Annotated in this window: 24 protein-coding genes; 20 read left to right on the plus strand and 4 right to left on the minus strand. The window is 47.5% G+C overall.

Features of this window, described 5'->3' with window-relative positions:
- Positions 1–161: 161 nt before the first annotated feature.
- From H5P30_RS22625 to H5P30_RS05370, 20 genes are all read left to right on the plus strand, one after another.
- A complete protein-coding gene (locus H5P30_RS22625) occupies positions 162–437 on the plus strand; it encodes a DUF6883 domain-containing protein (protein WP_425504931.1) in 276 nt (91 codons plus the stop codon).
- 5 nt (positions 438–442) lie between these two features.
- On the plus strand, positions 443–658 hold the full coding sequence (locus tag H5P30_RS05280; RefSeq protein ID WP_185691907.1) for a DUF4926 domain-containing protein: 216 nt from the start codon (positions 443–445) through the stop codon (positions 656–658).
- A 603-nt stretch (positions 659–1,261) separates the two neighbouring features.
- Positions 1,262–1,516, plus strand: a complete 255-nt coding sequence (locus H5P30_RS05285; RefSeq protein ID WP_185691908.1) for a hypothetical protein — start codon at positions 1,262–1,264, stop codon at positions 1,514–1,516.
- Between the two features lie 432 nt (positions 1,517–1,948).
- Positions 1,949–2,128, plus strand: coding sequence for a hypothetical protein (locus H5P30_RS05290; RefSeq protein ID WP_185691909.1), 180 nt, complete (start codon positions 1,949–1,951; stop codon positions 2,126–2,128).
- A complete protein-coding gene (locus tag H5P30_RS05295; RefSeq protein ID WP_185691910.1) occupies positions 2,113–2,412 on the plus strand; it encodes a type II toxin-antitoxin system RelE/ParE family toxin in 300 nt (99 codons plus the stop codon). The genes H5P30_RS05290 and H5P30_RS05295 overlap by 16 nt, the downstream gene beginning before the upstream one ends.
- A 394-nt stretch (positions 2,413–2,806) precedes the next feature.
- A complete protein-coding gene (locus H5P30_RS05300; RefSeq protein ID WP_185691911.1) occupies positions 2,807–4,141 on the plus strand; it encodes a nucleotide sugar dehydrogenase in 1,335 nt (444 codons plus the stop codon).
- A 331-nt stretch (positions 4,142–4,472) separates the two neighbouring features.
- Positions 4,473–5,816, plus strand: a complete 1,344-nt coding sequence (locus tag H5P30_RS05305; protein ID WP_185691912.1) for a flippase — start codon at positions 4,473–4,475, stop codon at positions 5,814–5,816.
- 27 nt (positions 5,817–5,843) lie between these two features.
- On the plus strand, positions 5,844–6,677 hold the full coding sequence (locus tag H5P30_RS05310) for a glycosyltransferase family 2 protein (protein ID WP_185691913.1): 834 nt from the start codon (positions 5,844–5,846) through the stop codon (positions 6,675–6,677).
- A gap of 50 nt (positions 6,678–6,727) precedes the next feature.
- Complete coding sequence (locus H5P30_RS05315) at positions 6,728–7,420, plus strand: class I SAM-dependent methyltransferase (protein WP_185691914.1); 693 nt, start codon at positions 6,728–6,730, stop codon at positions 7,418–7,420.
- A 27-nt stretch (positions 7,421–7,447) separates the two neighbouring features.
- Positions 7,448–8,206 carry a class I SAM-dependent methyltransferase gene (locus H5P30_RS05320; protein ID WP_185691915.1) on the plus strand — a complete coding sequence of 253 codons (759 nt, stop codon included), beginning with the start codon at positions 7,448–7,450 and terminating at the stop codon, positions 8,204–8,206.
- Position 8,207: 1 nt separating this feature from the next.
- Positions 8,208–8,885 carry a sulfotransferase family protein gene (locus H5P30_RS05325; RefSeq protein ID WP_185691916.1) on the plus strand — a complete coding sequence of 226 codons (678 nt, stop codon included), beginning with the start codon at positions 8,208–8,210 and terminating at the stop codon, positions 8,883–8,885.
- A gap of 18 nt (positions 8,886–8,903) precedes the next feature.
- Positions 8,904–9,869, plus strand: a complete 966-nt coding sequence (locus H5P30_RS05330) for a glycosyltransferase (protein ID WP_185691917.1) — start codon at positions 8,904–8,906, stop codon at positions 9,867–9,869.
- On the plus strand, positions 9,866–10,699 hold the full coding sequence (locus H5P30_RS05335) for a glycosyltransferase family 2 protein (protein ID WP_185691918.1): 834 nt from the start codon (positions 9,866–9,868) through the stop codon (positions 10,697–10,699). The genes H5P30_RS05330 and H5P30_RS05335 overlap by 4 nt, the downstream gene beginning before the upstream one ends.
- Positions 10,699–12,159, plus strand: a complete 1,461-nt coding sequence (locus tag H5P30_RS05340) for a hypothetical protein (protein ID WP_185691919.1) — start codon at positions 10,699–10,701, stop codon at positions 12,157–12,159. Before H5P30_RS05335 ends, H5P30_RS05340 begins: the two co-directional genes overlap by 1 nt.
- A complete protein-coding gene (locus tag H5P30_RS05345; protein ID WP_185691920.1) occupies positions 12,159–13,028 on the plus strand; it encodes a glycosyltransferase family 2 protein in 870 nt (289 codons plus the stop codon). The genes H5P30_RS05340 and H5P30_RS05345 overlap by 1 nt, the downstream gene beginning before the upstream one ends.
- A gap of 286 nt (positions 13,029–13,314) precedes the next feature.
- The gene (locus H5P30_RS05350) at positions 13,315–14,217 is read left to right on the plus strand and encodes a glycosyltransferase family 4 protein (protein WP_185691921.1); all 903 of its coding nucleotides are present in this window, start codon (positions 13,315–13,317) and stop codon (positions 14,215–14,217) included.
- Between the two features lie 5 nt (positions 14,218–14,222).
- Positions 14,223–15,533, plus strand: coding sequence for a glycosyltransferase family 4 protein (locus tag H5P30_RS05355; RefSeq protein WP_185691922.1), 1,311 nt, complete (start codon positions 14,223–14,225; stop codon positions 15,531–15,533).
- 155 nt (positions 15,534–15,688) lie between these two features.
- Positions 15,689–16,594, plus strand: a complete 906-nt coding sequence (locus H5P30_RS05360) for a HipA domain-containing protein (RefSeq protein WP_281388010.1) — start codon at positions 15,689–15,691, stop codon at positions 16,592–16,594.
- 17 nt (positions 16,595–16,611) lie between these two features.
- Complete coding sequence (locus H5P30_RS05365) at positions 16,612–17,019, plus strand: HipA N-terminal domain-containing protein (RefSeq protein WP_185691924.1); 408 nt, start codon at positions 16,612–16,614, stop codon at positions 17,017–17,019.
- Positions 17,020–17,176: 157 nt separating this feature from the next.
- The gene (locus H5P30_RS05370; RefSeq protein ID WP_185691925.1) at positions 17,177–18,340 is read left to right on the plus strand and encodes a glycosyltransferase family protein; all 1,164 of its coding nucleotides are present in this window, start codon (positions 17,177–17,179) and stop codon (positions 18,338–18,340) included.
- A 169-nt stretch (positions 18,341–18,509) separates the two neighbouring features.
- Here the strand turns inward: H5P30_RS05370 and H5P30_RS05375 are convergent, their stop codons facing one another.
- From H5P30_RS05375 to H5P30_RS05390, 4 genes are all read right to left on the minus strand, one after another.
- Positions 18,510–18,785 carry a hypothetical protein gene (locus H5P30_RS05375; RefSeq protein ID WP_185691926.1) on the minus strand — a complete coding sequence of 92 codons (276 nt, stop codon included), beginning with the start codon at positions 18,783–18,785 and terminating at the stop codon, positions 18,510–18,512.
- A 162-nt stretch (positions 18,786–18,947) separates the two neighbouring features.
- Positions 18,948–19,265, minus strand: coding sequence for a HigA family addiction module antitoxin (locus tag H5P30_RS05380; RefSeq protein WP_185691927.1), 318 nt, complete (start codon positions 19,263–19,265; stop codon positions 18,948–18,950).
- A gap of 16 nt (positions 19,266–19,281) precedes the next feature.
- The gene (locus H5P30_RS05385) at positions 19,282–19,563 is read right to left on the minus strand and encodes a type II toxin-antitoxin system RelE/ParE family toxin (protein ID WP_185691928.1); all 282 of its coding nucleotides are present in this window, start codon (positions 19,561–19,563) and stop codon (positions 19,282–19,284) included.
- 518 nt (positions 19,564–20,081) lie between these two features.
- Positions 20,082–21,125: an NAD-dependent epimerase/dehydratase family protein gene (locus H5P30_RS05390; RefSeq protein ID WP_221774284.1), complete on the minus strand. Its 1,044-nt coding sequence runs from the start codon at positions 21,123–21,125 to the stop codon at positions 20,082–20,084.
- Positions 21,126–21,878: the final 753 nt, after the last annotated feature.

Genomic DNA, 21,878 nt, shown 5'->3' on the forward strand with positions numbered 1-21,878 from the left:
CGCTTGAAAGTGGTTCGAATTCCGTCCCGCCCTTTCATCTATGGCGAAAACGGACTCCCCATGGAAAATCGTAGACTGACTCCGTTTCACCGATTGATCGATGCCGGATTTTGATCCACAAAACACAGTAGTCGACCCAGCGAAACTTCGGGACTTATTGCCTGTCTCCGAACCATCCCCGTGGTAAGCACAAGGCTCGGGTCTTTGAAACCGTGCTTGGGATTTCGCAAGATGACTGGTCACTCCTTGAGGCTGCGATTCGTAAGAGCCTTTCGGGAGCAGAGTGGGAGTTTGACGGAAAAGATCGGTATGGAAGTCGCTTTCATGTGGATCTTCAGATCAGGTTAAATGAGAGAGTGGGGCGCATCCGGACGCTTTGGATCGTTCGGAAAAACGAGAATAATCCTCGACTCACATCCTGTTTTATTCACCCTTAAAGAGAATGGAGGATGCAATTCAGCTTCTTGATGTAGTCGCATTGCTTCACGATTGCGGCGAACATGATTTGATTGCGGGTCAAGTCGGCACGGTCGTTGAAGTCTTGGCTCCTGGTGTCTTCGAGGTCGAGTTTAGCGATGAGGATGGGCGCACCTATGCGATGGTTGCGTTGAAGGAGAGCGAGCTGATGGAACTGCATTACAGCCCCGTGGCCGCGTAGTCGGGCCGACCTCGAGTTTCCTCCTCCTTCTTCGCGTTGGAGCGGGTTCGTTGTCCTGGCTTCAGCCAGCCGCCTTGCGCTTCTTTCCATCCCCGCGCCCCCGCGCCTCCGCCTGCCCGCCTTAGCCTTGCGCGACGGCTGGGTGAGAGAAAATCATCCTGCCTCTCCGGACGCATTTCCCTCTCACAGAGGCACAGAGCACACAGAGAAAAAAATAAGAATTCGTGCTGACCTCATTCACATCCCTTTTTCTTGGGTCGATATTGGTAAGCCTCTGGAAAAGAGGTTCCTGTAGAATATCTTTATATTTTGCGTTTGACCCCTTTCAGCCTCCTCACTCGATCACTGCCGTTCTCACTTGAAAATTCGAGAAAAATCTTCGAGACTCCTATTGATGAATCGCGCACAATTGGCAGCAACCGTCGACGCACTCAGCGAGGGTGAACGCTCCTATCTGAGTGCCTACCTGAAAATGAAAGAGCGCATCTGCGACGTCTCATATGCCCGCGAGATGTCATCACGCTTAAAGTCGATGCGGTCTGGGCACGAAGTAAAGAGGGCAGAAGTTCTTGATCTTCACAAGCGGCTGTCTGACAGCGGCCTATGAGTGAATTCACTTGGTCTGCTTCACAGCAGGTTGTCGAGCGACTGCTTCAGATTCGTGGAACTGGCCAGCGCCAAAAAGTTACTGATTTCTTTGACCGACTGTCCTCTGATCCGCTTGGCAACAGTAAGGAAGATTTTCTCGATGAAGATGGCAACATTTACCATCTGGTGGTTTTTGACCGCTGGCTAATTACTTATCATATCGATGATGCAATTCGGCAGGTAAACGTCTTGGCACTGGAGTTGTCCTGACGCCCTCATCATCCATCCTCACTAGTGCCAAAAGCGCTAATCTTTAAATTTTGCCGGCCCTGAGCGTGTCGAAGGCTGCGTCCGCCCTCATCTGCGTTTCTCTCACTCCTTCCATCTCCGTGCCTCCGCGCCTCTGCCTGCCCGCCTTCTTGTCACGCCGTATCCCGCGGTCGCGGGAGAAGGCGGAAGCCTTGCGCGACGGCTGGGTGTGAGAAACCAGTCATCCTCTCCGGACGCATTTCCCTCTCACAGAGGCACAGAGCACACAGAGAAAAAAATAAGAATTCGTGCTGACCTCATTCACATCCCTCCCACGCCGCATTTGATGAACCTCTCCGACCTCTGGTCGCTGCCTTTCATACCGCGTTTCGCCTTGCCCTTTAGCTTGTTCGACAGTGAAATGATAGAAGAAAGAGGCGTAAAAATATGACAGTGAAAGAAGAAGTTATTCGACGAATAAAAAGCCTCCCGGAAAGCATCACCGCCCGAGAGATGCATGAGAGAATGGATTTCATTCTCGGAGTCCAAGAAGCGTTGGAGTCGTCCGAACGAGGAGAAAGGGTTCCGGCTGAAAAGGTTCGGAAGAAGATCTCCACATGGGCCTCCCGGTAAGCTTTACGCCTGAAGCCGAGGCTGACCTGGAGGCAATCGTTCGCCATATCGCAGAAGATGATCCGGACCGTGCGGAATCATTTGGGTACGAATTAGTCGATGCCGCTCTTTCCTTACAAATCCTCCCTCGCCGAGGAAAGGTCACTCTGGAGTTCTCAGAACCGAGCATCCGGGAAATCCAGCATGAACCCTACCGAATCATATACCGAATTCTTCCCAGTGGACAAGGAGTCGATATTCTCCGCTTTTGGCACGGAGCCCGAGGATTCCCGCAACTGAAATAGATCAAAGCTGTTCGCATTCCTGACTTTGGATTTATCTGCGCCCGTTCGGTTGCGTGTCGCTCCCTCCTGCGCTCGTTGAGCTACGGCGTGAAAATCCGCTCGCAAGGGGGGCAAAACCAGATCCTTTCCTCGTTCAATGTTGGAGGTTTCACGTTTAACGTTGAACGTTTAGAGTTGAACGTTCGAAATGTTTCCGTCCTCTGCCTTCTGTCCTCTGATCTCCGCCTTCCGATCTCCGCCTCCGCCTTCCGATCTCCGCCTCCGCCTTCCGATCTCCGACCTCCGACCTCCGTCTTCTGACCTCCGACCTCCGACCTCCGTCTTCTGATTCCTGATCTCTGCCTTCTGCCTTCTGCAAGGCTCCCCAACTGACAACTGGACAACCAAAACAACCATGAAGATCGCAATTATTGGCCTCGGCTATGTCGGACTGCCTTTAGGACTTCGTTTCGCGGAATCCGGCGTATCGGTCCTCGGCCTGGATGTCGATGCCGCGAAGGTTGCGGCCCTCAACGGGGGTACCTCCTACATCAAGCACATCGAATCCGCCGCCATCCAGGCGGCCCGGGAATCCGGACACTTTGAGGCCTCGTTCGACTTCTCCCGCGTAGCCGAAGTCGAAGCGATCCTCCTCTGCGTGCCGACTCCCCTCGACATACACCGCGAGCCGGATATCTCCTACGTCCTCAAATCCGGGGAGGCGATTGCGCCGTATTTGGGATCTGGGAGATCGGATAGGGAAGATAGAGGGAACTCCTCATCTCCTATCTCCGATCTTCCATCTTCCTCGATGCCGAAACTCGTCGTTCTCGAGTCCACGACCTACCCAGGCACGACCGACACCGAGTTGCGCGAGGTTTTGGAAAAAGGATCGGGGCTGAAAGCGGGGGAGGGGTTTCATCTCGCCTTTTCCCCGGAGCGGGAAGATCCGGGACGCAAAGACCATTCGGTGAAGACCATCCCCAAGATCATGGGCGGCTACACGCCCCAGTGTCTTGACCGCTGCGTGGAACTCTATTCCCAAGCCCTCGATCAGGTACATCCGGTTGCCTCCTGCCGGGTCGCCGAGGCCACCAAGCTGACCGAGAACATCTTCCGTTCCGTCAACATCGCCCTTGTCAACGAGCTGAAGGTCGTCTTCCAGAAGATGGACATCGACGTCTGGGACGTCATTGACGCCGCCGCGACTAAGCCCTTCGGGTTCATGCCCTTCTATCCCGGGCCCGGGCTCGGCGGTCATTGCATCCCCATCGACCCCTTTTACCTCACCTGGAAAGCGCGGGAATACGAGCAGCACACCCGCTTCATCGAGCTTGCCGGTGAAATCAACACGAAGATGCCGGACTATGTAATCGATCGCGTGGCCGAGGCTCTCAACGAGGACGGAAAGGCGGTCAAGGGCTCCCGCATCCTCATCCTCGGTCTGGCCTACAAGCCCAATTTAGACGATGACCGGGAATCGCCGAGTTACGTGCTCATGAAGAAGTTGGAAGAGCGGGGGGCGGTCGTGGAGTATAACGACCCATTTGTGCCGGTGATCAAACATACCCGCGATCATCCGCAATACGCCGGGCGGAACTCCGTAGAAATTTCGGGCAATTACGACTGCCTCCTCGTCGCCACCAACCATGCGGAATACACCGAGTTCGATTTCTCCGGCTTCACTTGCCCGGTCGTTGATGCTCGTAGCTGTGTCAGAAACCGGCCCGAAAAATATTTCAAAGCGTAGTGCGTCCGGCCCTGGGTTGTCCCCCTCATTTGCCCGGGATAGCCCCTCAGGCAACCGCCAATGGCGCGGGATGAAGAATTCAAGAATTAAGACATGACGTCATTTGTCTGCCTTGCCTGTAATGATTAATGATTAATGACTACTGAGGCTCTCTTTATTCCATATCGAACTTCGCAAGTGGAATTCATCTCAATAGGTCCTGAGCGCTATTACTGTTGGATATGATGATATACGATGAGTTGTTGGAGAATAAAAAATAGCGGATACATAGTTAGCTACTACGCGCCGCAACTTTCTTGTCAGTATATTGAAAAATTATATCCCTTTTTTGATGTCATATCCTCAAAAATTATTTAAACACATACAGTTTATCTGTGTGCATAAAGGGTTTAGGCGGTATCTGAAAAATACAAGTTGGTTGTTTTCTGGTCAAATGATCCGAATGATAATTGGACTTTTCGTATCGGTTGCGGTTGCTCGCTATTTGGGCCCTAGACAATTTGGGTTATACAATTTTATTACCTCAATTGTGGCGTTGGTTGCGGTGGTAGGGAATCTAGGTTTGCAGAACCTGATTAAGCGAGAGCTTGTGGATTTTCCTGAACAACGAAATCAGATCCTTGGTACAGCATTCGTATTAACGGCGGCAACTGGCGTCTCATCGTACATTGGGATGTTATTTATAGTTGGATGTTCTTCGAACTCATACGAATGGCTCGGCCTGTTTGCTCTGCTGGGGTCGGTTTTGTTCACAAATCCTTTTAAGTGTATCGAAACATGGTTCCAGTCACAAGTTAGATCTGATCTTTCAGTTGCAGCAGTTACGGTTGTTGTTATCATTTCAGCGATTTTAAAAGTATCAGTCGTATTGAAAGGAGGCACATTAATAGAATTCGGTTATATCGTGCTAATAGAAGGCTTTTTAGTTTCCTTTATGTACCTGTATTTCTATAAAAAAAACTTTGGATCGGTTTTGAAATGGATGTCAAATTTGAAAACCGCCAAAGATCTATTACGGCAGTCTTGGCCTCTAATTTTCTCTGGGGTTGCGGTCGCTGTATATATGAGAATCGATCAGATAATGTTAGGGAAAATCGTCGGAGAAACAGCGGTTGGTGAGTATGCCGTAGCTGTGCGACTAAGTGCAATCTGGCATTTTGTCCCAAAACTCTTAGCTATTTCTCTGTTTCCGGCAATAGTAAATTCTATGAAACAAGGAAGAGTGAATTACGAGAGAAGGCTGAAACATTATTTTAATCTAAACGCTGGATTGGCATATGTTATCTGTGCTGTAGTATCGGTTTGTTCGAACAGGATAGTTGAACTCTTGTATGGATCCAATTACGGACCTGCGGGAGTCATACTTGCGATACACGTTTGGTGTGGATTGTTCGTGTTCCTTGGGGTCGCTCGTAGCCAATATCTGATCGCCGAAAAACTTTTTAAATTTTCGATGCTTTGCACGATCTTTGGAGCTGTAGTAAATATTGCATTGAATTCGATTTTTATATCGCGTTTCGGTGGAGTAGGAGCTGCGGTATCCACTCTAGCTTCTTACTCTATATCATCATATTTTAGTAGTTTTCTTTTGTTAACGAAGAAACCCTCGATTCGATTTCAATTGCTGGCAATATTTGTTCCGATTAAACTAGTAAAGATGTCTGTTCCGAAATAGAAAAAATCGTGTACATTTTAGGATGTTATGAATCTATCTACCGCTAGTATTAATAATGAATTGGTAAGTGTGAACATCACTACATACGATAGATCTAGGCTTTTAGCCCGTTGTCTGGATTCTGTGCTGAGACAAACCTATGAATATTTAGAGATCAATATAGTAGATGATTGCTCAAATGACAATACAGAAGAAGTTGTGAAGGGTTATCAACTTGCAGATAGACGCATAAACTATTATCGGCACAAGAAAAACAAAGGAAATGCAGCAGCGCGTAACACTGCATTTTTGAAAAGTAGTGGTATTTTTACTGCATTTCTCGATGATGATGATGAATGGATAGATGATAGGAAGATCGAGAAACAATTAGATGTCTTTAGGTCTAGTAATGACCCCATGCTCGGAGTGGTGTGCACTGGTATCCTAAGAACAGATATCAATGGTGAAAATAGAAGCGAAAAAGCGAATCGTCCAAAGAATCTAGTAAAAACAATGCTTCGTGGAGGATTAATTCATAACTCAACCGCTTTCTTGAGGAGCAATGTGATTCGAAAAGTTGGGTGTTTTGACGAAAAAATGCCTAGAGGAGTGGATAGTGAGTTTTTTCGGAGAGTTGTGATTAAGTATGGATATCATGTTCATTTCATGGAAGATATAACGTGTAGATATTATGAGAATAGTCCCAATCGAATGACCTCAAAAGTGTCCAACCGAAATCTCATTGCGGTGAGAAAGGCGAATTCTTATTTGTTACGAAAGTATTTCTGGACAAACTTAAGGTATCCAAGTGTTTTTTTTTACAGAATGAAGACAGTCGTGAAAACGCAGACGTCAATTGTTTTGCGAAGGGTATTAAAATAGGCTTTCGAATTTGAAACGATAACTAGATAAAAAATTGAGTCGCCAATAAGATGAAAGAGTCCTCAGAAAAAATGCATTATAGTAAACAGAATAATTATTGGAATCTTGACGGCCCATACAGTATGGGTCGTCAAGATTACACGTTGTTTGTTAAGCATATTGGAAATCCAACAAATATCCTAGAACTTGGTAGTGGCGAAAGCACATGCCAAATAGCGGAAGATTTTCCTGCCTCAACTGTCACATCTGTAGAAAGCCACCCAGAGTATTTTGAGAGCAGTAGGAATACATTACTGAAACATAAGATTGATAATGCTGAAGTTCGTTTGATTCCTATTGGCGTAACCCGTTGGAAAGGAATGACGCTAACAACTTATAGATTAGGCAATTTGAATCGTAAAGAGTCATATGATGCCCTTTTAGTTGATGGTCCTGTTGAAAGTGTTTTTCCAAGAGCGAGAGAATATTCCTTATACTTACTGTGGGACAGTTTGAAAGTTGGCGCTTCGATCGGGCTAGATGATTATCATCGAGAAACCTCTAAGCATTGCGCAGGAAATTGGCTCAGGATATATGGAGGATCGTTGGAATTGGTGGAAAGCACATCCACCTTTGCAGTCTTTCGGAAAAATAAACATTCAGATGATGTAAATATCAAATTTCATGATCTGCTAGATTCATACCGAACATACATTAGATATATTGTTCGTTCGGTTAAGAATCTCGTGAAAAAAAAGTTCTAATTTTTCTAATACAAATATAATTATTTAATGAGAAGTAAAGAGCAGAACATACAGGAAAAACAATATAAATTTCCGTATCATTATATACCTGTGATATCGAAAAATTCCTTTCAACAGCATTTGCACTGGTCTTGGGGAATGAGATATCTCGGCGGATTGCGTATAGTTCAGAAAGAGCTTGAGAGCTTGGACTATAGTAGTTTGGTTGACATAGGGTGCGGAGATGGTCGATTCGTCAATATGCTTAGCGGAGGGAGCCAAACGAGAAGATATTTAGGCATAGATTATTCTGAAAGGGCAATCGGTCTAGCGAAAGCGTTGTCTACCTCGAATGCAGAATTTATTTCAAAGGACATTTTGAGCGAAGAGAGTTTCGATGAATTCGATGTAGCGACTATGATAGAGGTTGCAGAGCATATAGATCCTTTGGACCTTCCTCGATTTTTTGATGCAGTCTCAAAAATGATTAAACCTAACGGATATTTAATTCTTACAGTTCCTCATAAAAATAAGATATTAAATGAAAAACACTATCAGCATTTTGACAGCGATTCTCTCTCAAACCTTTTGGAAAAGAAATTTCATGTGGAAAAATTCGTTCCATTTGACCGCAATACAAGGCGATTCCGAATCATAGAGATGTTGATCGGCGGAACGGGGAAGTACTATATTCTAACAAACGGGAGGATGATGCGAGCGGTCTATAATTATTACGAAAGGACGATGCTTCGAGGCCGGAAGGAATCAGATTGTTTGCGCATTTGTGCGGTAGCTAGGAGGAAATAGAATGGAGATACATATTAAGACCGCTATCTCTTACTTGATGAGATCGTCGGGTGGTAGCGTTATTCCGAATCATGAGAAACGATACTTGTTTTTTGTTGTTCCGAAAGTGGCTTGTAGCTCTTGGAAAAACGTAATAGCAAATGATTTACGGCTTTCAATAGGGTGCACAGTTCATAAGACCAAGTTTCCTCAGGTTTTTCGGGTCGGACGAAAATATGATGGATATTTTAAGTTTGGATTTGTGCGGAATCCATTCGATCGACTGTGGTCATGCTTTAATCATAAAATCCATCGGAATGAAGACCACAATTCGAACAATTACAAAAATGGTGTAGCAAATGAGCTTGCTAAATATTACTGTTTTAAAGGCGGTATGTCGTTCCCAGATTTTGTTGAGGCGGTTTGTGGAATCCCCGATTACTTTTCGGACCAGCACTTTCGCTCTCAACATACCTTTTTGTACAAAGGAAAGAAACCCTTAACGAGCTTCGTCGGAAGGTTTGAGCAAATCCAAGAGGATGCGGAAAAAGTACTCAAAATTATCGACTATCGAGGCTCGTTTCCTCATGTGATGGGTTCACGAAATTTAGACTATAGTGATTTTTATAGTGAGAAAATGAGGAAGTTGGTGGAACAAAGATATTTTAGTGACTTGAGATTGTTTAATTATAAATTTTAAAATTAGATCTGGGATGTCGTGAAACTTGTTTCTGTAATATTAACAAATTATAAACGAAGCGATGAGGCGGTTCGAGCTTTCGAAAGTATTTCTGCGCAAGACTACGACGAGATTGAAATTGTAGTTGTATTAGATTATCCAAACAGAGAATTTTGTAGTTTCCTCTCTTCGGTAGATTGTCGTTTTCCAATAAAGATAGTTAGTACATCTTCGCCATCGTCTGGGCTCGCCGCCGCACGAAACTGCGGTGTATCAAATTCTACGGGTGATTATCTGGCGTTCATCGACGATGATGATGTCTGGGATCGTCGAAAAATTAGTTTTCAGTCTCGTCGCTATAGAGAAACCGCTTCGGATGTGGTTTCATGCGGAATTCGACGACATATTGGGGGTGGGCGCGAGACTAAAATTAGTGCAGTGGTTAGAGGAAGTGTCCGATCCTATATACAAAATTGTTCTGGTATTCTCAGGACCGTTCCTTCTAGTATATTTATTTCTCGAGAGTACTTCTACTCAATAGGAGGATTTGATGAAGATCTAGTAACTGGAATTGATCATGATTTTTGGTTCAAATTGGCGGAGGCGGACGCTGTTGTAGATTTTGTCGAAAAAGCTTTAGTGGAAGAACATGTGAGTGGCGATATTGACACGAAAATGACCACTCGAATCTTTGAGCGAATAAGTGGATTGGAAGTGTTTTGTGATAAATGGAAACCCCGTTTTGAGAATCTGTACGGTTCAATTTTTTCGCAGGAATATTTTGACAAATATAAGTCGATCGTCTTGATAGAGCTATTTCTTCGGACCTATCGAGACATGCCGGAAGATAGTATAAAACTATTTAGGAATGAACTTGGTAAAGTCGGTTTAAGGCATGGCCTGGTCGCTAATATGAAAGTTCGTGTGATTTTTCTAATCGGGAGACGTCTTTCCACCTTCGTTCAGGATGTTGTGCGTCGGATAAAGAATGTAGTTTTTATATGATTTCTGTTGTTACAATAGTCTATAACTCTCCGGAAGACCTTAGATGCACTATAGACAGTGTTTCCTCGCAGGAGTTCGAAGATTTCGAGTTTATTGTTATAGATGGAGGTTCTGATGTTGAGACTATCAATGTGATAAATGATAATTTTGGGATTATCGATATATTGGTTAGTGAGCCCGATAGGGGTATTTCGGATGCCTTTAATAAAGGTGTTTCGTTAGCTGGGCGAGAATATGTAATATTTTTAAATGCGGGTGATCGATTTTTAGAGTCCACGACGCTTAAAGATGCTTCAAATAAGATAAAAGAATGTGTAAGCGGTGGTGACATTATTTATGGTGACAGTATTGGTGTCGGTTCCGGTTACGCGATTATGAGATGTGGGGACCACCAAAGGCTGAAACAGCACAATTCTATATGTCATCAGGCTGTTTTTATTCGGAGGCAGTTTCTTTTGAGAAAATCGTTCGATCTTGATTTAAAATTAAAAATGGACTATGATTTGTGGCTTCGTTCATTAGAATCCGGAAATTTCGTAAAAATTGATGTGGTCGTTTGTTTATATTCTTTAAGTGGGATTTCTGCTATGCGAGAAAATCGGTTTAAAGGAAGGGTTCTCGAGATTTTGTTGAGAGATGAGCATCATCTTTTAGGTGGGTGTGGGTGTTTTAATATTATGATTCTCTTTATGAATAGTCTTCTATCTAGATGTGAGTGGATGGAGATTGTTGTGCAAAAAGTGAAAAAGAAAATCGGTTTATATCCGTATCACAGTGAAAATATTTGTTTGTATGATGAGATATTTGGAAGAAAAGTAGGGAGGAAATAATGATTAGTATTAAGTGGATAAGAGCCTGGGTTCTTTGTTATTTGGGATTTGGTGCTTTTTCTGCATTCTTGGCGTTTGGGGTTGGTCGGTTTAGCTCAAGCCTGTCGACTTTGGCGATTTATTTCGGAATTTTCTCCGCGATGGCCTTCCTTAAACCATGGAGAATGAGAGGTCTGGAAAATATTTTACTGTTCTTGATAGTCGTAAGCCCTTTTCATTTTTTCATTCGATATAGTTCCCCGTTTAATTTTATCACCACAGCGTGGCGCGAGGTGCTTTTTGTTTGGGTCGTGTTCTTTTTTCTGGTCCAAATTTTCTCGGGCGTTCTCCGAGTTAGACTTTCGTTATTAGTTTGTGTCGTCTTGTTCTTTAACTTTTGGTGTGTTTTAGTTGCGCTTAAATCCGGTAATTCGTTTATCGGGTCTGTGCTTGGTGTCCGTGATCTTGCTAAGTACTCACTTATTTCGGTAGTAACCTGTTCATTGTGCGAAAAAAATCCAAGGTATGCAATTAGAATATTTTATGTTCTTATAATTACTTGTGTTTTAACGGTATGTATTAATTTAGCGCTGTACCCGGTGCATGGGGATATGTATTTTAGGGATTTCTTTACTCCGGGAAAAGGCACCTTAACCAGATCTTTTGGTCCGATTGATCTCCGGAGATTAGAATCGTTTATGGGCAGTGGTCCTTCACACATAGGCGTGTTTTCTGCTTCGGCGTTAGGTCTCATAATGGGTGCAATAATCTCAAGAATAGGAAAGGTTAGGAGTTGGATTTTCTTAATGATCCCCGTTTTGTTTTCGATAGTTCTCTCTGTTTCAATTTCTGCGCTCGCTGGCGTGGCGTTCTTGTTCCTCACTTATTTTCCACTTCTACGCAAAGCACATTTCCTGTATTTAGTTGGTGCTCCGCTATTTGTGTTACTTCTATATCTTCTCAATATTGGGATGTCTGAAGGTGTGACGAAAAATGTTTTGGGGCTCCAGGATATGAATATTTATCAGTATGCGGCCCAAGTCTTTTTAGGAGAGACTTATGGATACTTTTGGGATGCCAGTCTGCAGGATCCATCGATCTTAGTCTTTGGTAGTGGGCTTGGCGTAGTTGGAGATAAATCGATGCTTGGTATCCAAGTCGGTGAGATTCATGTCTTAGGATCCACGGATGGCGGATGGGCTGAGCTGGTTTATCAGGCGGGGGTTTTCCCGCTATTGGGATTCTTCGGATTGTTTTCTGTTGTGTTTATTTCTTTTATTAGCGCCTCCCTAGATCGAAGAATTTATCAATTTTGGCCCGTAATTCCGTTGACTGGTGCATTTTTTGCACTTTTTGGTTCAGTTCATTCTTTACCATGGATCAGGGTTGGTTCAGACATCAATTTTTGGGTGCTATTGGGGTCAATTTATGCTATGCTTCACCTTGTCATATCTACGAGAAATCGTAATAGAACGTTATAATGTATTCTGTTGTCATACCTACATTGGGGCTTGGTCCCTATCTTGGAGAAGCTATAGACAGTGTCTTGAGGCAGACTTTGTTGCCTGACAATATTTTTGTGGTTATAGACGGCCCAGTTCCAGTTTGTTTGTCAGATTTGGAAAAGTCTCAGATAGTAAGATTCATATTTTTAGGAAGGCGCTTTGGTGCAAATGCAGCCAGGCGAGAAGGGCTGCTTAAGGTGGATAGTAAGTATGTAATGTTTCTTGACGCCGATGATATAATGCGGCCTAGGAAGGCAGAAGTTCAAATCGAATATTTGGAAAGAAATACGGAAGTTGTAGCTGTTTCCTGCAATCGAGGCGTTGTAATAAATGGTTGTGTGCGCAAGGAAACGACATTTTCGAGTGATTACGCGGAGAAACGATTCCATTGCGATAATATTTTCGGGTCTTTTTCGTTTATGTGTTTTAGAAGGTCGGCTTTAGGCGGAAATGAGGTCTTCGATTTGCAAATGAAATCTTTTCAAGACTATGATTTGTATTTCCGTATCATTCGGAATGGCCCGATTAGATTTTTGGAGGATGTCCTTGTTGATTATCGAGTTCATAAATCAAGTTCTCGAATATCTTCGAATTTTGATGTTGTTATGGTTGGGCAGGCTAGATTTTTGAAAAAGCATATTCTGGATCTTACGCTCAGGGAATCAATGTACCATTTTGGTCGGTATTGTATATATCGATCATTGTCGTCTCGTTTTGGCGTATCTATCATTAAAGCATTTCAAGGGTTTGCTTTAATGTGTGTTTCCATGAAATTTGATCGACGGACTTTCCAAAGTGCTGTTCGGTTGTGCGTTCAAGTTTTTTTTACCTCATTTGGGCGTTAGCCCGGTGTGTTGTGTTTTTCAGTAAACTTTAGTTTTAATATTCATGGGTAGGTTGTGTTTATGTGTCCCTCGTAGTGGTAGAATAGTGACCGGAGTCGCGAATGCGTGCGAACTTTTAGTTGATGGTCTTAGGAGGGATGGAGTTGATTTTTTTGTTGTCGACTCGACAGGTAGCAAGTGCAACTTCAAAGTTGGAAGCTTTTCATGCTTGAGAGCGTTTGAGACTATATTTGTTGTTTGTAAGGTTTGGTTTTTTTTGTTGTTTTCGACTACCTATTACTCGACGATGTCGACCTCATTTTTTGGCTTTTTTAGGGATTATTTGACAATTGGTTTTGCGAGTCTATTGAGGCGAAGAACGATTTTACATCTTCATGGAGGCGGGTTTGAAGAATTTTATCGACGTCAGAATGCAATTGTTCGGCACTTGATACGGAGTAATCTAGCCAGGACGGATAAAATCATCGTTTTAGGCGACCTTTTGAAGGAGCAATTCTGCGTAGTAGGAAAGTTTGTAGAGGATAAGCTTATTGTCGTCCCTAATGGATTTCCAAGAGATCTCCCTGAACCTAAACGGATTGCACGGAAGTTAGCGTGTAGATTCGAATTGTTGTATCTGTCGAGTTTGATGCCGTCGAAGGGGTATCTCGATGTTTTGGATGCCGTTTCGATGTTAAATAACCTCTTTCCAAATAAGTTTCATTTAAATTTGTGTGGAGGATTTATAAGTGCATCAACCGAGGTTGGTATTGCGGTTAAAAATGCTGAGGAATTGAAAGGTTATATTGAAAATAGAGGATTAGAAGATATCGTGACTTACCATGGGCAAGTGATCGGGAATGAAAAAGAGGAACTTTTTATAACGGCAGACATTTTCTTGCTCCCAACCTATTACCCGTGGGAAGGACAGCCGCTGAGTATAATAGAAGCTCTTGCGTTTTCTCTACCGGTCATTACCTGTCGGCATAAAGGAATACCCGAATTGGTAGAGGACGGCATAAACGGTCTGTTCGTTAATGCTGGTTCACCTGCGGAAATCCGCCGCGCGGTGTTAGAGATCACTTCGGATGATGAAAGATATTTTCGTTTCTGTAGTGCCTCCCGCGAACGGTATGAGAGATTCTTTCGTAGGGACGTTCATTTATCTCGATTGATTCCGGTAGTTAGAGGCTTTTCGAAAGATGCGTGATTGCGATGGGAGATACCAACAGAGATGAAATTGAATATATTTTATTTGTTTCGGAGTTGTTTTACCCGGAGGAGAATGCTACGGGGTATTTTTTGACCGGAATTGCTGAAGGGTTGAGTTCAGGGGGGTATGAAGTGTCGGTAATTTGTGCTCAACCGGGTTACAATGATAGGGGAACAAAAGCGCCCGTTCGGGAGACACGTCATGGTGTCTTCATTCGACGGTGCTGGTCGAGCTCCTGTGATCATCGGGGAATTTTCGGGCGTGCTCTGAACTTTTTGACCACCAGCCTCTCGCTCGGATGGCGCGCACTGTGGGAAATTCGACGGGGTAAGACGGTGATGGTCGTCACCAATCCTCCGCTGGTTCCTTTCATGGTGCGGATGGCCTGCTGGTTAAAAGGTGGTCGCTTCGTCTTGTTGGTCCACGATGTCTATCCAGAGGTCTTTGTCTCGGTAGGGTGGATGCGGAGGGGCGGAATTTTCTTTCGTCTGTTGGATATACCGAACCAGATTCTTCTTCGATCTTGTCGCGAGATCATTGTTCTTGGACGCGACATGAAGGAGTTGATCGCCGGGAAGCTTCCCGAGAGGTGCCGATTCAGGGTCCATACCATTCCGAACTGGGCCATGGATGAGGTCGTTGCGGAAACTCCGAGTTCAGGTTCGGCGCGAGAGCGATTTGGGATCCCGGACAATGCCTTTCTCCTCGTCTACAATGGCAATCACGGGAGAACCCATTTTTTGGAAGTCTGGGTCGCTTTGGCCGCAGCGCTTTTGGACGATGATCGATTCCGGTTTCTTTTCGCCGGAGAGGGGAGTGGAAAGGCGAAGTTTGAAGAGGCGGTCGAGCGGGCAGGGATCACGAATCTACATACGACCTCCTTTGTCTCGCGCGAGGATTTGGCCTCGCTTCTCCATTCCGCAGATCTGTTGCTCGTGTCGTTTTTCCCGGGAATGGCTGGGGTCTCGGTACCCTCGCGGCTGTACAACCTCATGGCCGCTTCGAGGCCGGTCCTCGCCGTTGCCGATTCTCATTCGGAGGTCAGTCAGGTCTTGGCTGAAGAGGATTGCGGGTGGGCCTTTCCCCCAGAGGGCTCGCCCCAGGAGATCGCCGCGAAGATCGCCCCCCTTCTCCGTGAGCTGGTGGAGAATCGCGACCGGTTGAAAGAAAAGGGCGAGAACGGTCGGAAAGCCGTCCTGGAGAAATATACCCGCGAGAAAGTCATCGAGCAGTATCGGGAAGTGCTAACCACTTTCGAGCGGAGCGACACTCAATCGAACGGAGTGACGGGCGAAGCAAATGGACACCGATGAACACTGATGGGGAGGGATGTGTGGGTATTGAATTTTTGCGAGTGAGCGGATGACAACGTTGTTCAGGTGAAGATTTGAGAAAACTGGAAAAAGTCGAAGTCATCAACAGATCGGGATGGGATCCACCGTATGTTGGGAGTCTTGAATCCTTAAAGTTGGGGAAGTATCAGGTTTGTGATGTTGCGATCACAGGCGATGCGCCGAAAGATTTTATTCGAATTTACGAATACGGCCATGGAAAAAGGAACTCTCCGAATAGCTGGCCGAGTTATATCTCCAAAGTCGGACACAAATGGTATCCTATGGAATCCATAATGGAGCATTTTTTTACTCGCTTAGGGCAGAGTCTGGGTTTTCGGATGGCGGACTCGAAGCTGATCAATGCCCATGGACAAATACGATTTTGTAGTCGATATTTTCTGCGTAATGGGGAGAGTTTGATCCACGGAGCGGAACTGTTTTGGGGATATTTGGAAGACCAGGAGCTGGTGCAGCGAATCGAGGCTGAGGATGAGTCGCGAAATCTTTTCACATTTCAGTTTGTACAGGATTCCATTCTGAAGCGGTATCCCACTCAGAGTTTTGAAATACTTTGGGATTTTGTGAGGATGATTCTGTTTGATGCGATTGTGGGAAACAATGACCGTCATTTCTATAATTGGGGCGTAATCGAGCATCCGGAAGAAAAAATCGAACCTAGGTTCTCGCCCATCTATGATACTGCAAGAGGGTTGTTCTGGAATTCTCGGGAAATTCAGTTGAAGAAGTATCTTGAAGAGAAGGGCAGTTATCGTCGGAAACTCGAGCAATATGTGGAAAGAAGTCGTCCGAAAATCGGTTGGGAGGGGGAGAAGAATCTCAACCATTTCCAGCTCTGGCAAAATCTGGTCTCTTCTTCAGGGCACTGGTCTTCGATGGTCTCCGAGTTTTCGAAAGTTCGAGTGTTGGCGGAGGCCGAGAAACTGTTGGGCGGCCAGGAATTTTCGAAATTGATGAGTCCCACGAGAGCCCGTATTCTCCTTGACTGTTTGGATCTGCGTTTGAATTATTTAGGGTTCTAATTACTATAAGTAATATTATGAAAGCGGTTTATAAGTGTTTGCAACGTCTGGGAGGTGCTGTGCGAGGAGATGACGCACAGCGGGCATCGCACGGCAATGTCGAGCGAACATTTGGCGTCTGGTATGGTGACTTGCAGGTGGGAGTTTTGAAGGAGGCTCTGGATGGGTGGCGATTTTCCTACAGTGAGGATTTCCTCAAGCAAGACCGAGTTCGAGTGATTGCCGATTTCCCGCAAAAGGAAAAGTCCTATGCGATGAAAGACCTGTGGCCTTTCTTCGCTTCTCGGATTCCCAGTTTGGAGCAGCCCAAGGTCCAAAAGCAGATTGAACGAGAGAACATTGATTCTGGCGACAAAGGGGCTCTGTTAGAGCGTTTTGGAAAGCATTCAATTGCAAATTCTTACACGCTAGCGCCTGCTCGATAACGCTTGGATAGAAGAAGAACTGGATTTAGGATCCAGTGCCGCAATAGGGCGGGATGAGTGGGGGTTTGATTTTTTGCGAGTAATCGGATCAGTGCCCACCAGTTCATCAGTGGTTGGAAAGAATGGGTTTCAGCGAAGAGGTTCAAAGTAGGCAGATTTGAAGATCGAAAAGCAATTGCCTCAGGCGCGTATCCTAATCGTTTTCGAATTCTGCGAGAGTCCGCAGGAGACGATGGTGCCGGAGGTGCGCGACGAGTTGGAAAAGCGGGGGGCTCGGGTGGCTTATCTGCAGGGGATTTTTCGGCAGTACCGCCCCGGTGGACTCGGTTGGACTCGGTTTCTCAATTACGGCTGGATGGCTCTTGCTCTGCCGTGGAGACTTCTGTCGGTCCGTCCGACCCAGGTTCTGGTCCGCTCAACGCCGCCCGGAATTCAGATTTGGGTGGCACTGTGGATGAAGCTTTTTCGCCGCAAGGGAGTGCTCTGGCTGATGGATTATCATCCCGAGATTGAGGCAAGGGGATTGGAAAATCGGGGAAAGTTCGGTCGGGTTGTTGCTCTTTGGCTTCGAAAGATCGATCGTTGGAGTCAGGGGGCATACTCCAAAATTGTCGTTCCGGATGCTGCTATGGAGGAGGCTGTCCGCGCCAATTCTTCCCAGGCGGAAATTGTCGTGTTTCCTACTTGGAAAACAGGCGCCGAACGAAGAACGCCGAGCAAAGAACAAGAAACAACGAACCGAGAATCGAGAACCTCAATCAACGAACGAAGAACGGCGAACGAAGAACAACGAACAAAAATTCTCTACTGCGGAAACCTCGGTTCGGGCCACGACCTTGAGGAATTCGAGAGATGGACAGCGTTGGTTGCGACGAATATTCATCTGTTCACGGTGGGGACGGGTGATGCGGGCCAATCCCGGTTTCGTGAGCTGGCGGACCGGAGTCAGAATTTGGCGTGGACACATTGGGGAGCCCTTTCGGATGAAGAGTTACAGAGAAGATCGGGGGAAGAAGGGGTGGATTTTGGGCTGGTGCTCATGAAGGAGCAATGGGCTGGGCTCATGTCCCCAAGTAAATATGCGACTTATCTTAAGTTGAGTCTGCCGATTCTCTACTTTGGACCTCGTCACACGAATGCCGATCGGGTTTGCCGGGAGTTTGGAGGGGGGTGTTCCTTTTGCGGGAGCGATTTTTCGGAAGAACAATTTCTACAGATCTTCAACCAAAAGGAGTATGCTCGGCGAATGGAAGGAGTTCGCCGAGCATACTCCTACTTTGCCGCGAAAAATGCGGCCGAGTTTGTGCGAACCGTATTGTAATCGTTAGCGTTCTGCGGTCCTGATTGAGTTCGTCCAGAAAGCGATTGGAAGAGACAAAGGTTTCCGCCGTTGTGTTGTCGTCTAACAAGAACCGCCCAAGGGGGCGAAATCACAGGCGGGCCGCCTGCGCTATGCGGACCACGTTCCTTCTCCCCCTCATTCGAAATTCTCATTCTTCTTCCTGCAAATACGCTTCTTTGTCGTAGATGAGGTTCTCGGGCTTTTTCCAGACGAGGACGCTGACGACGAGGAGCACGAGAACGAAGAGGCCGATGCCGGCGTAGAGAGTAGTGGCTTTCAAGTCGGCGGGCAGATCGACGGCCATCAGGACGGAGGCGAGAAAGACCTCCACGATGAGAAGGGCGAGGACGTAAAAGCCCAGCGGGGCATGGATGGCGCGAATGATCGGTCGGCGTGAGTGGGGTTGGGAAACAGGTTCAGCCATGGCAGAGCAGACTGTAATCCTGAAAACAGAGCAGGGGCAAGGCAATCCGGCGGAGGTCAGAGGTCAGCGGGTAGAATGTAGCCCAGGTGGTCCGCCTGTGATTTCTTCCCGGAGCGCAGATCTTCAGACTGCATCGCGTCGGAGAGGGCGAAGGCAGTACTTTTATCGGGCACTTGCCAGTTCGCGAGCCGGGCGCACTTCACGGGCTATTTGCGGACCTTTTTCGGCCTGAATCCGGCGCAAGTCGGTATCGGCCTGCATCTGCTGCCAAAAGCTTTCGTGCTGCCCAAAGTAGCGCCCCAGCCGGATCGAGTATTCGGCATTGATCCGCCGTTTGCCTTTGATGATTTCGTTGAAACGAACATAGGCGATACCGGTGGCCTCCGCTACTTCTTTCTGGGTCAGCCCCATGGGCTCGAGGTATTCTTCAAGCAGTATCGTGCCGGGTGGGTCGATGGGAAGGTGTGTCTTGTGGGTCATGGTATATCCTGTCGGTTTAGTGATAATCGGTGATTTCAACTTTGTGGGCGTCGCTGCCCTCCCAATGGAAGCAGATTCGCCACTGTTCGTTAACGCGGATGCTGTGCTGCCCGAGGCGGTTGCCGCGCAGGGATTCCAGGCAGTTGCCCGGAGGAATGCGGAGTTCTTCGAGGTGTTTGCTTTTGTCGATAATGCGAAGCTTGTTGAGGGCGCGGCGCTGAATCTCGGTGGGCAACCTCGGGACTCGCTTGCCTGCGAAAATTTGGGCGGTCCGTTTGTCACGGAAGCTCTTGATCATGCTAACAGAATCACAGTTATGTGTAATTTTGTCAAGGGAGAATCACAGAAACCTGTGATTCTATTCGAAAGGCGAGAAATCCGGGATCTTCGAAAAGGGTTGAATCCATGATCTCGCTTGCGGGCGAAGCGCGCTCGGTGCTCTTGTAAAATAAAATACGGTTTGAACCACCGAGTGCATCGAAAGTGGGGAGAAAGGCAAGTGCTACGCGGCGTCGGCACATTCCTTTCAATCGCTGGCCTGAGGCGAGCGATGGTTCGCGACATTTCTCGCCGGAGCGAACGACTGAAGTCGATTCGGGTACGGGAGAGGCGAATGGCTGCGGGACAATTCTCCCGGTGTTTCTCGTGTAGCCCAGGCGGCCCGCCTGTGATTTCTCCCCGAAGCGCAGATCTTTAGACTGCGTCGCGTCGGAGCGGCGCCTTTTCCCCTCGTCCTGCGCCCTACGTCCCGCGCCTCATTCCTACGACTGAAGTCGATTCGGGTACGGGGGAAATTTCTTCAGAGTTTGGAGTTCACTATCTCCCCACTGATTCTGGTCCTCCGCCCTCTGACCGACCACTGATTGCTGTCCTCTGCGCCCGAAATCCCAGCTCGCGCTGGATTTTCTCGGACGAGAAGGCGGCATTGCCGGTGAGTTTTTGTAAGGCGTCCGAATCGAAGACGAAGCGTTTGCCGCGAAGCTTTCCGATGCCATCGCCGAGTCGAGCCAAGAGCTTCAGGGCCCCGAGCGGGATTGTCCAGCGGGGCGGAGGCCGATCGAGTTTGGCGAGGAGTGAAAGGTAGAGTTCCCGGGTGGAAAAGGGGGCTCCATCGGTGACGTTGAAGACCTGACCCGCCGCCTTTTCATGGCGGCAAGCGAGAATCAGGGCTTCGACGGCCTCGTCGATGTGGACTCGGGAACGAAGGTTTCCGAATTCCGGAATCGGGGGAAACCGGTGGCGGCGGATGGCTTCCTCCATCTTTTCCATGTTCCCCGTTTCGCGCCCACCGTAGATCATGGAAAAGCGTAAAACTACCGGCTCGGGGACGTAGCCGCCGTGGAGGACCATCTCCTCGGCTTCGAGCTTGGTGCGTCCATAGGGAGTTTTGGGGCCGGTGGGAGCGGTCTCATCAAGAATTTCCGGTGGGTTCTCGGGATAGACTTTCACTGTGCTGGCGAAGATAAGCCGTTTGACCCCCTGGGCTTTCGCGGCGGCGAGTAGCTTTTGCGTGCCGTCAAGGGTGATCTTTCGGTAGCTTTCCTCCTCCGATCCGGGGCGCTCTTCGAGGGCGTGGGCCTTGCCAGCGAGGTGGACGACTATCGATACGCCATCGAGAGCTTTCGCGGGGATCGGATCCGCAGCGAGATCGCAAGGGAAGAACGAGGGGCTGTCCGACAGTGGGAGGGTTGCTTCAGCGCCCTCCTCAGGGTCCTGCCGGGCGGGCTCATGTCGCCCGAGAGTGACGACCTCGTATTCGGCCCGGGCGCGTTCCAGAAAGGCAGAGCCGAGATACCCGGTTGCTCCGGTGATCAACATCCTCGGGGGGGCGTGCGTGTCCGGAAAAAATTCGTCGCTCATTGGGAAGTGATCGTAGGGGCAAGAAGCTTCGCGAGGCAAGTCAGGCTGCGAAAACGAATCTTTTCAGTACAAACAAAGTCACCCGGGCGGCGCGCCTGTGGTTTCTCTCCCCGAAGCGCAGATCTTCAGACTGCGTCGCGCCGGAGCGGCAGCGTGCGGGAGCTGGAAGCTCCCACTACCTTGGTTTCACCCGGGATTCTTCTTTCGCAGTTTTCCATTCGTCATTCACGTCCCACGTCCTGCCTAGACGCACCGAACGACTAAAGTCGATTCGGGTACGGGGCAGAGCCCTCGGATCGAATTCAATGCGTTAGAGCGGGTTCGTTGTTCTGGCTTCAGCCAGCTCAAACGTACCCCAGGCCTCCCGCCTATGATTTCTCCCCGGAGCGCAGATCTTCAGACTGCGTCACGTAGGAGTAGCGCCTTTTCCCCTCGTCCCCGCGCCCCACGTCCCTCGCCCCATTTCTACGACTAAAGTCGATCGGGTACGGGGGCAATCCTCCCGTTCCAGTTCAATACGTTGGAGCGGGTTCGTTGTACTGGCTTCAGCCAGCGCGTCCTGCTTTCGGCAATCTCAGGTCAGGCAAAGGCCAGAACAACGAGGCGGAGAGGCAATGCGCGGGAGCTAGAAGCTCCCACTACTTTTTTGATTCGCCCTTCGCCATGAGCTTCCCGCCCTCCGGTCTGACCTCTGCCGTCTGACCCACGAGGGTGTTTTCGTTTGCAATACTCCGTATTATTGCGAGAATTTCC

This window comes from Puniceicoccus vermicola, assembly GCF_014230055.1.
GTDB lineage: Bacteria > Verrucomicrobiota > Verrucomicrobiia > Opitutales > Puniceicoccaceae > Puniceicoccus > Puniceicoccus vermicola.

What these genes read in the sequence shown, in the direction of transcription:
- H5P30_RS05340 (WP_185691919.1), top strand. Translation starts at nt 10,699, where the DNA reads ATGATTAGTATTAAGTGGATAAGAGCCTGGGTTCTTTGTTATTTGGGA.
- H5P30_RS05345 (WP_185691920.1), top strand. Translation starts at nt 12,159, where the DNA reads ATGTATTCTGTTGTCATACCTACATTGGGGCTTGGTCCCTATCTTGGA.
- H5P30_RS05380 (WP_185691927.1), bottom strand. Translation starts at nt 19,265, where the DNA reads ATGACCCACAAGACACACCTTCCCATCGACCCACCCGGCACGATACTG.
- H5P30_RS05310 (WP_185691913.1), top strand. Translation starts at nt 5,844, where the DNA reads ATGAATCTATCTACCGCTAGTATTAATAATGAATTGGTAAGTGTGAAC.
- H5P30_RS05305 (WP_185691912.1), top strand. Translation starts at nt 4,473, where the DNA reads ATGTCATATCCTCAAAAATTATTTAAACACATACAGTTTATCTGTGTG.
- H5P30_RS05365 (WP_185691924.1), top strand. Translation starts at nt 16,612, where the DNA reads ATGAAAGCGGTTTATAAGTGTTTGCAACGTCTGGGAGGTGCTGTGCGA.
- H5P30_RS05320 (WP_185691915.1), top strand. Translation starts at nt 7,448, where the DNA reads ATGAGAAGTAAAGAGCAGAACATACAGGAAAAACAATATAAATTTCCG.
- H5P30_RS05315 (WP_185691914.1), top strand. Translation starts at nt 6,728, where the DNA reads ATGAAAGAGTCCTCAGAAAAAATGCATTATAGTAAACAGAATAATTAT.
- H5P30_RS05375 (WP_185691926.1), bottom strand. Translation starts at nt 18,785, where the DNA reads ATGGCTGAACCTGTTTCCCAACCCCACTCACGCCGACCGATCATTCGC.
- H5P30_RS05300 (WP_185691911.1), top strand. Translation starts at nt 2,807, where the DNA reads ATGAAGATCGCAATTATTGGCCTCGGCTATGTCGGACTGCCTTTAGGA.
- H5P30_RS05280 (WP_185691907.1), top strand. Translation starts at nt 443, where the DNA reads ATGGAGGATGCAATTCAGCTTCTTGATGTAGTCGCATTGCTTCACGAT.
- H5P30_RS05385 (WP_185691928.1), bottom strand. Translation starts at nt 19,563, where the DNA reads ATGATCAAGAGCTTCCGTGACAAACGGACCGCCCAAATTTTCGCAGGC.
- H5P30_RS05285 (WP_185691908.1), top strand. Translation starts at nt 1,262, where the DNA reads ATGAGTGAATTCACTTGGTCTGCTTCACAGCAGGTTGTCGAGCGACTG.
- H5P30_RS05335 (WP_185691918.1), top strand. Translation starts at nt 9,866, where the DNA reads ATGATTTCTGTTGTTACAATAGTCTATAACTCTCCGGAAGACCTTAGA.
- H5P30_RS05350 (WP_185691921.1), top strand. Translation starts at nt 13,315, where the DNA reads ATGTCGACCTCATTTTTTGGCTTTTTTAGGGATTATTTGACAATTGGT.
- H5P30_RS05295 (WP_185691910.1), top strand. Translation starts at nt 2,113, where the DNA reads ATGGGCCTCCCGGTAAGCTTTACGCCTGAAGCCGAGGCTGACCTGGAG.
- H5P30_RS05390 (WP_221774284.1), bottom strand. Translation starts at nt 21,125, where the DNA reads ATGAGCGACGAATTTTTTCCGGACACGCACGCCCCCCCGAGGATGTTG.
- H5P30_RS05355 (WP_185691922.1), top strand. Translation starts at nt 14,223, where the DNA reads ATGGGAGATACCAACAGAGATGAAATTGAATATATTTTATTTGTTTCG.
- H5P30_RS05325 (WP_185691916.1), top strand. Translation starts at nt 8,208, where the DNA reads ATGGAGATACATATTAAGACCGCTATCTCTTACTTGATGAGATCGTCG.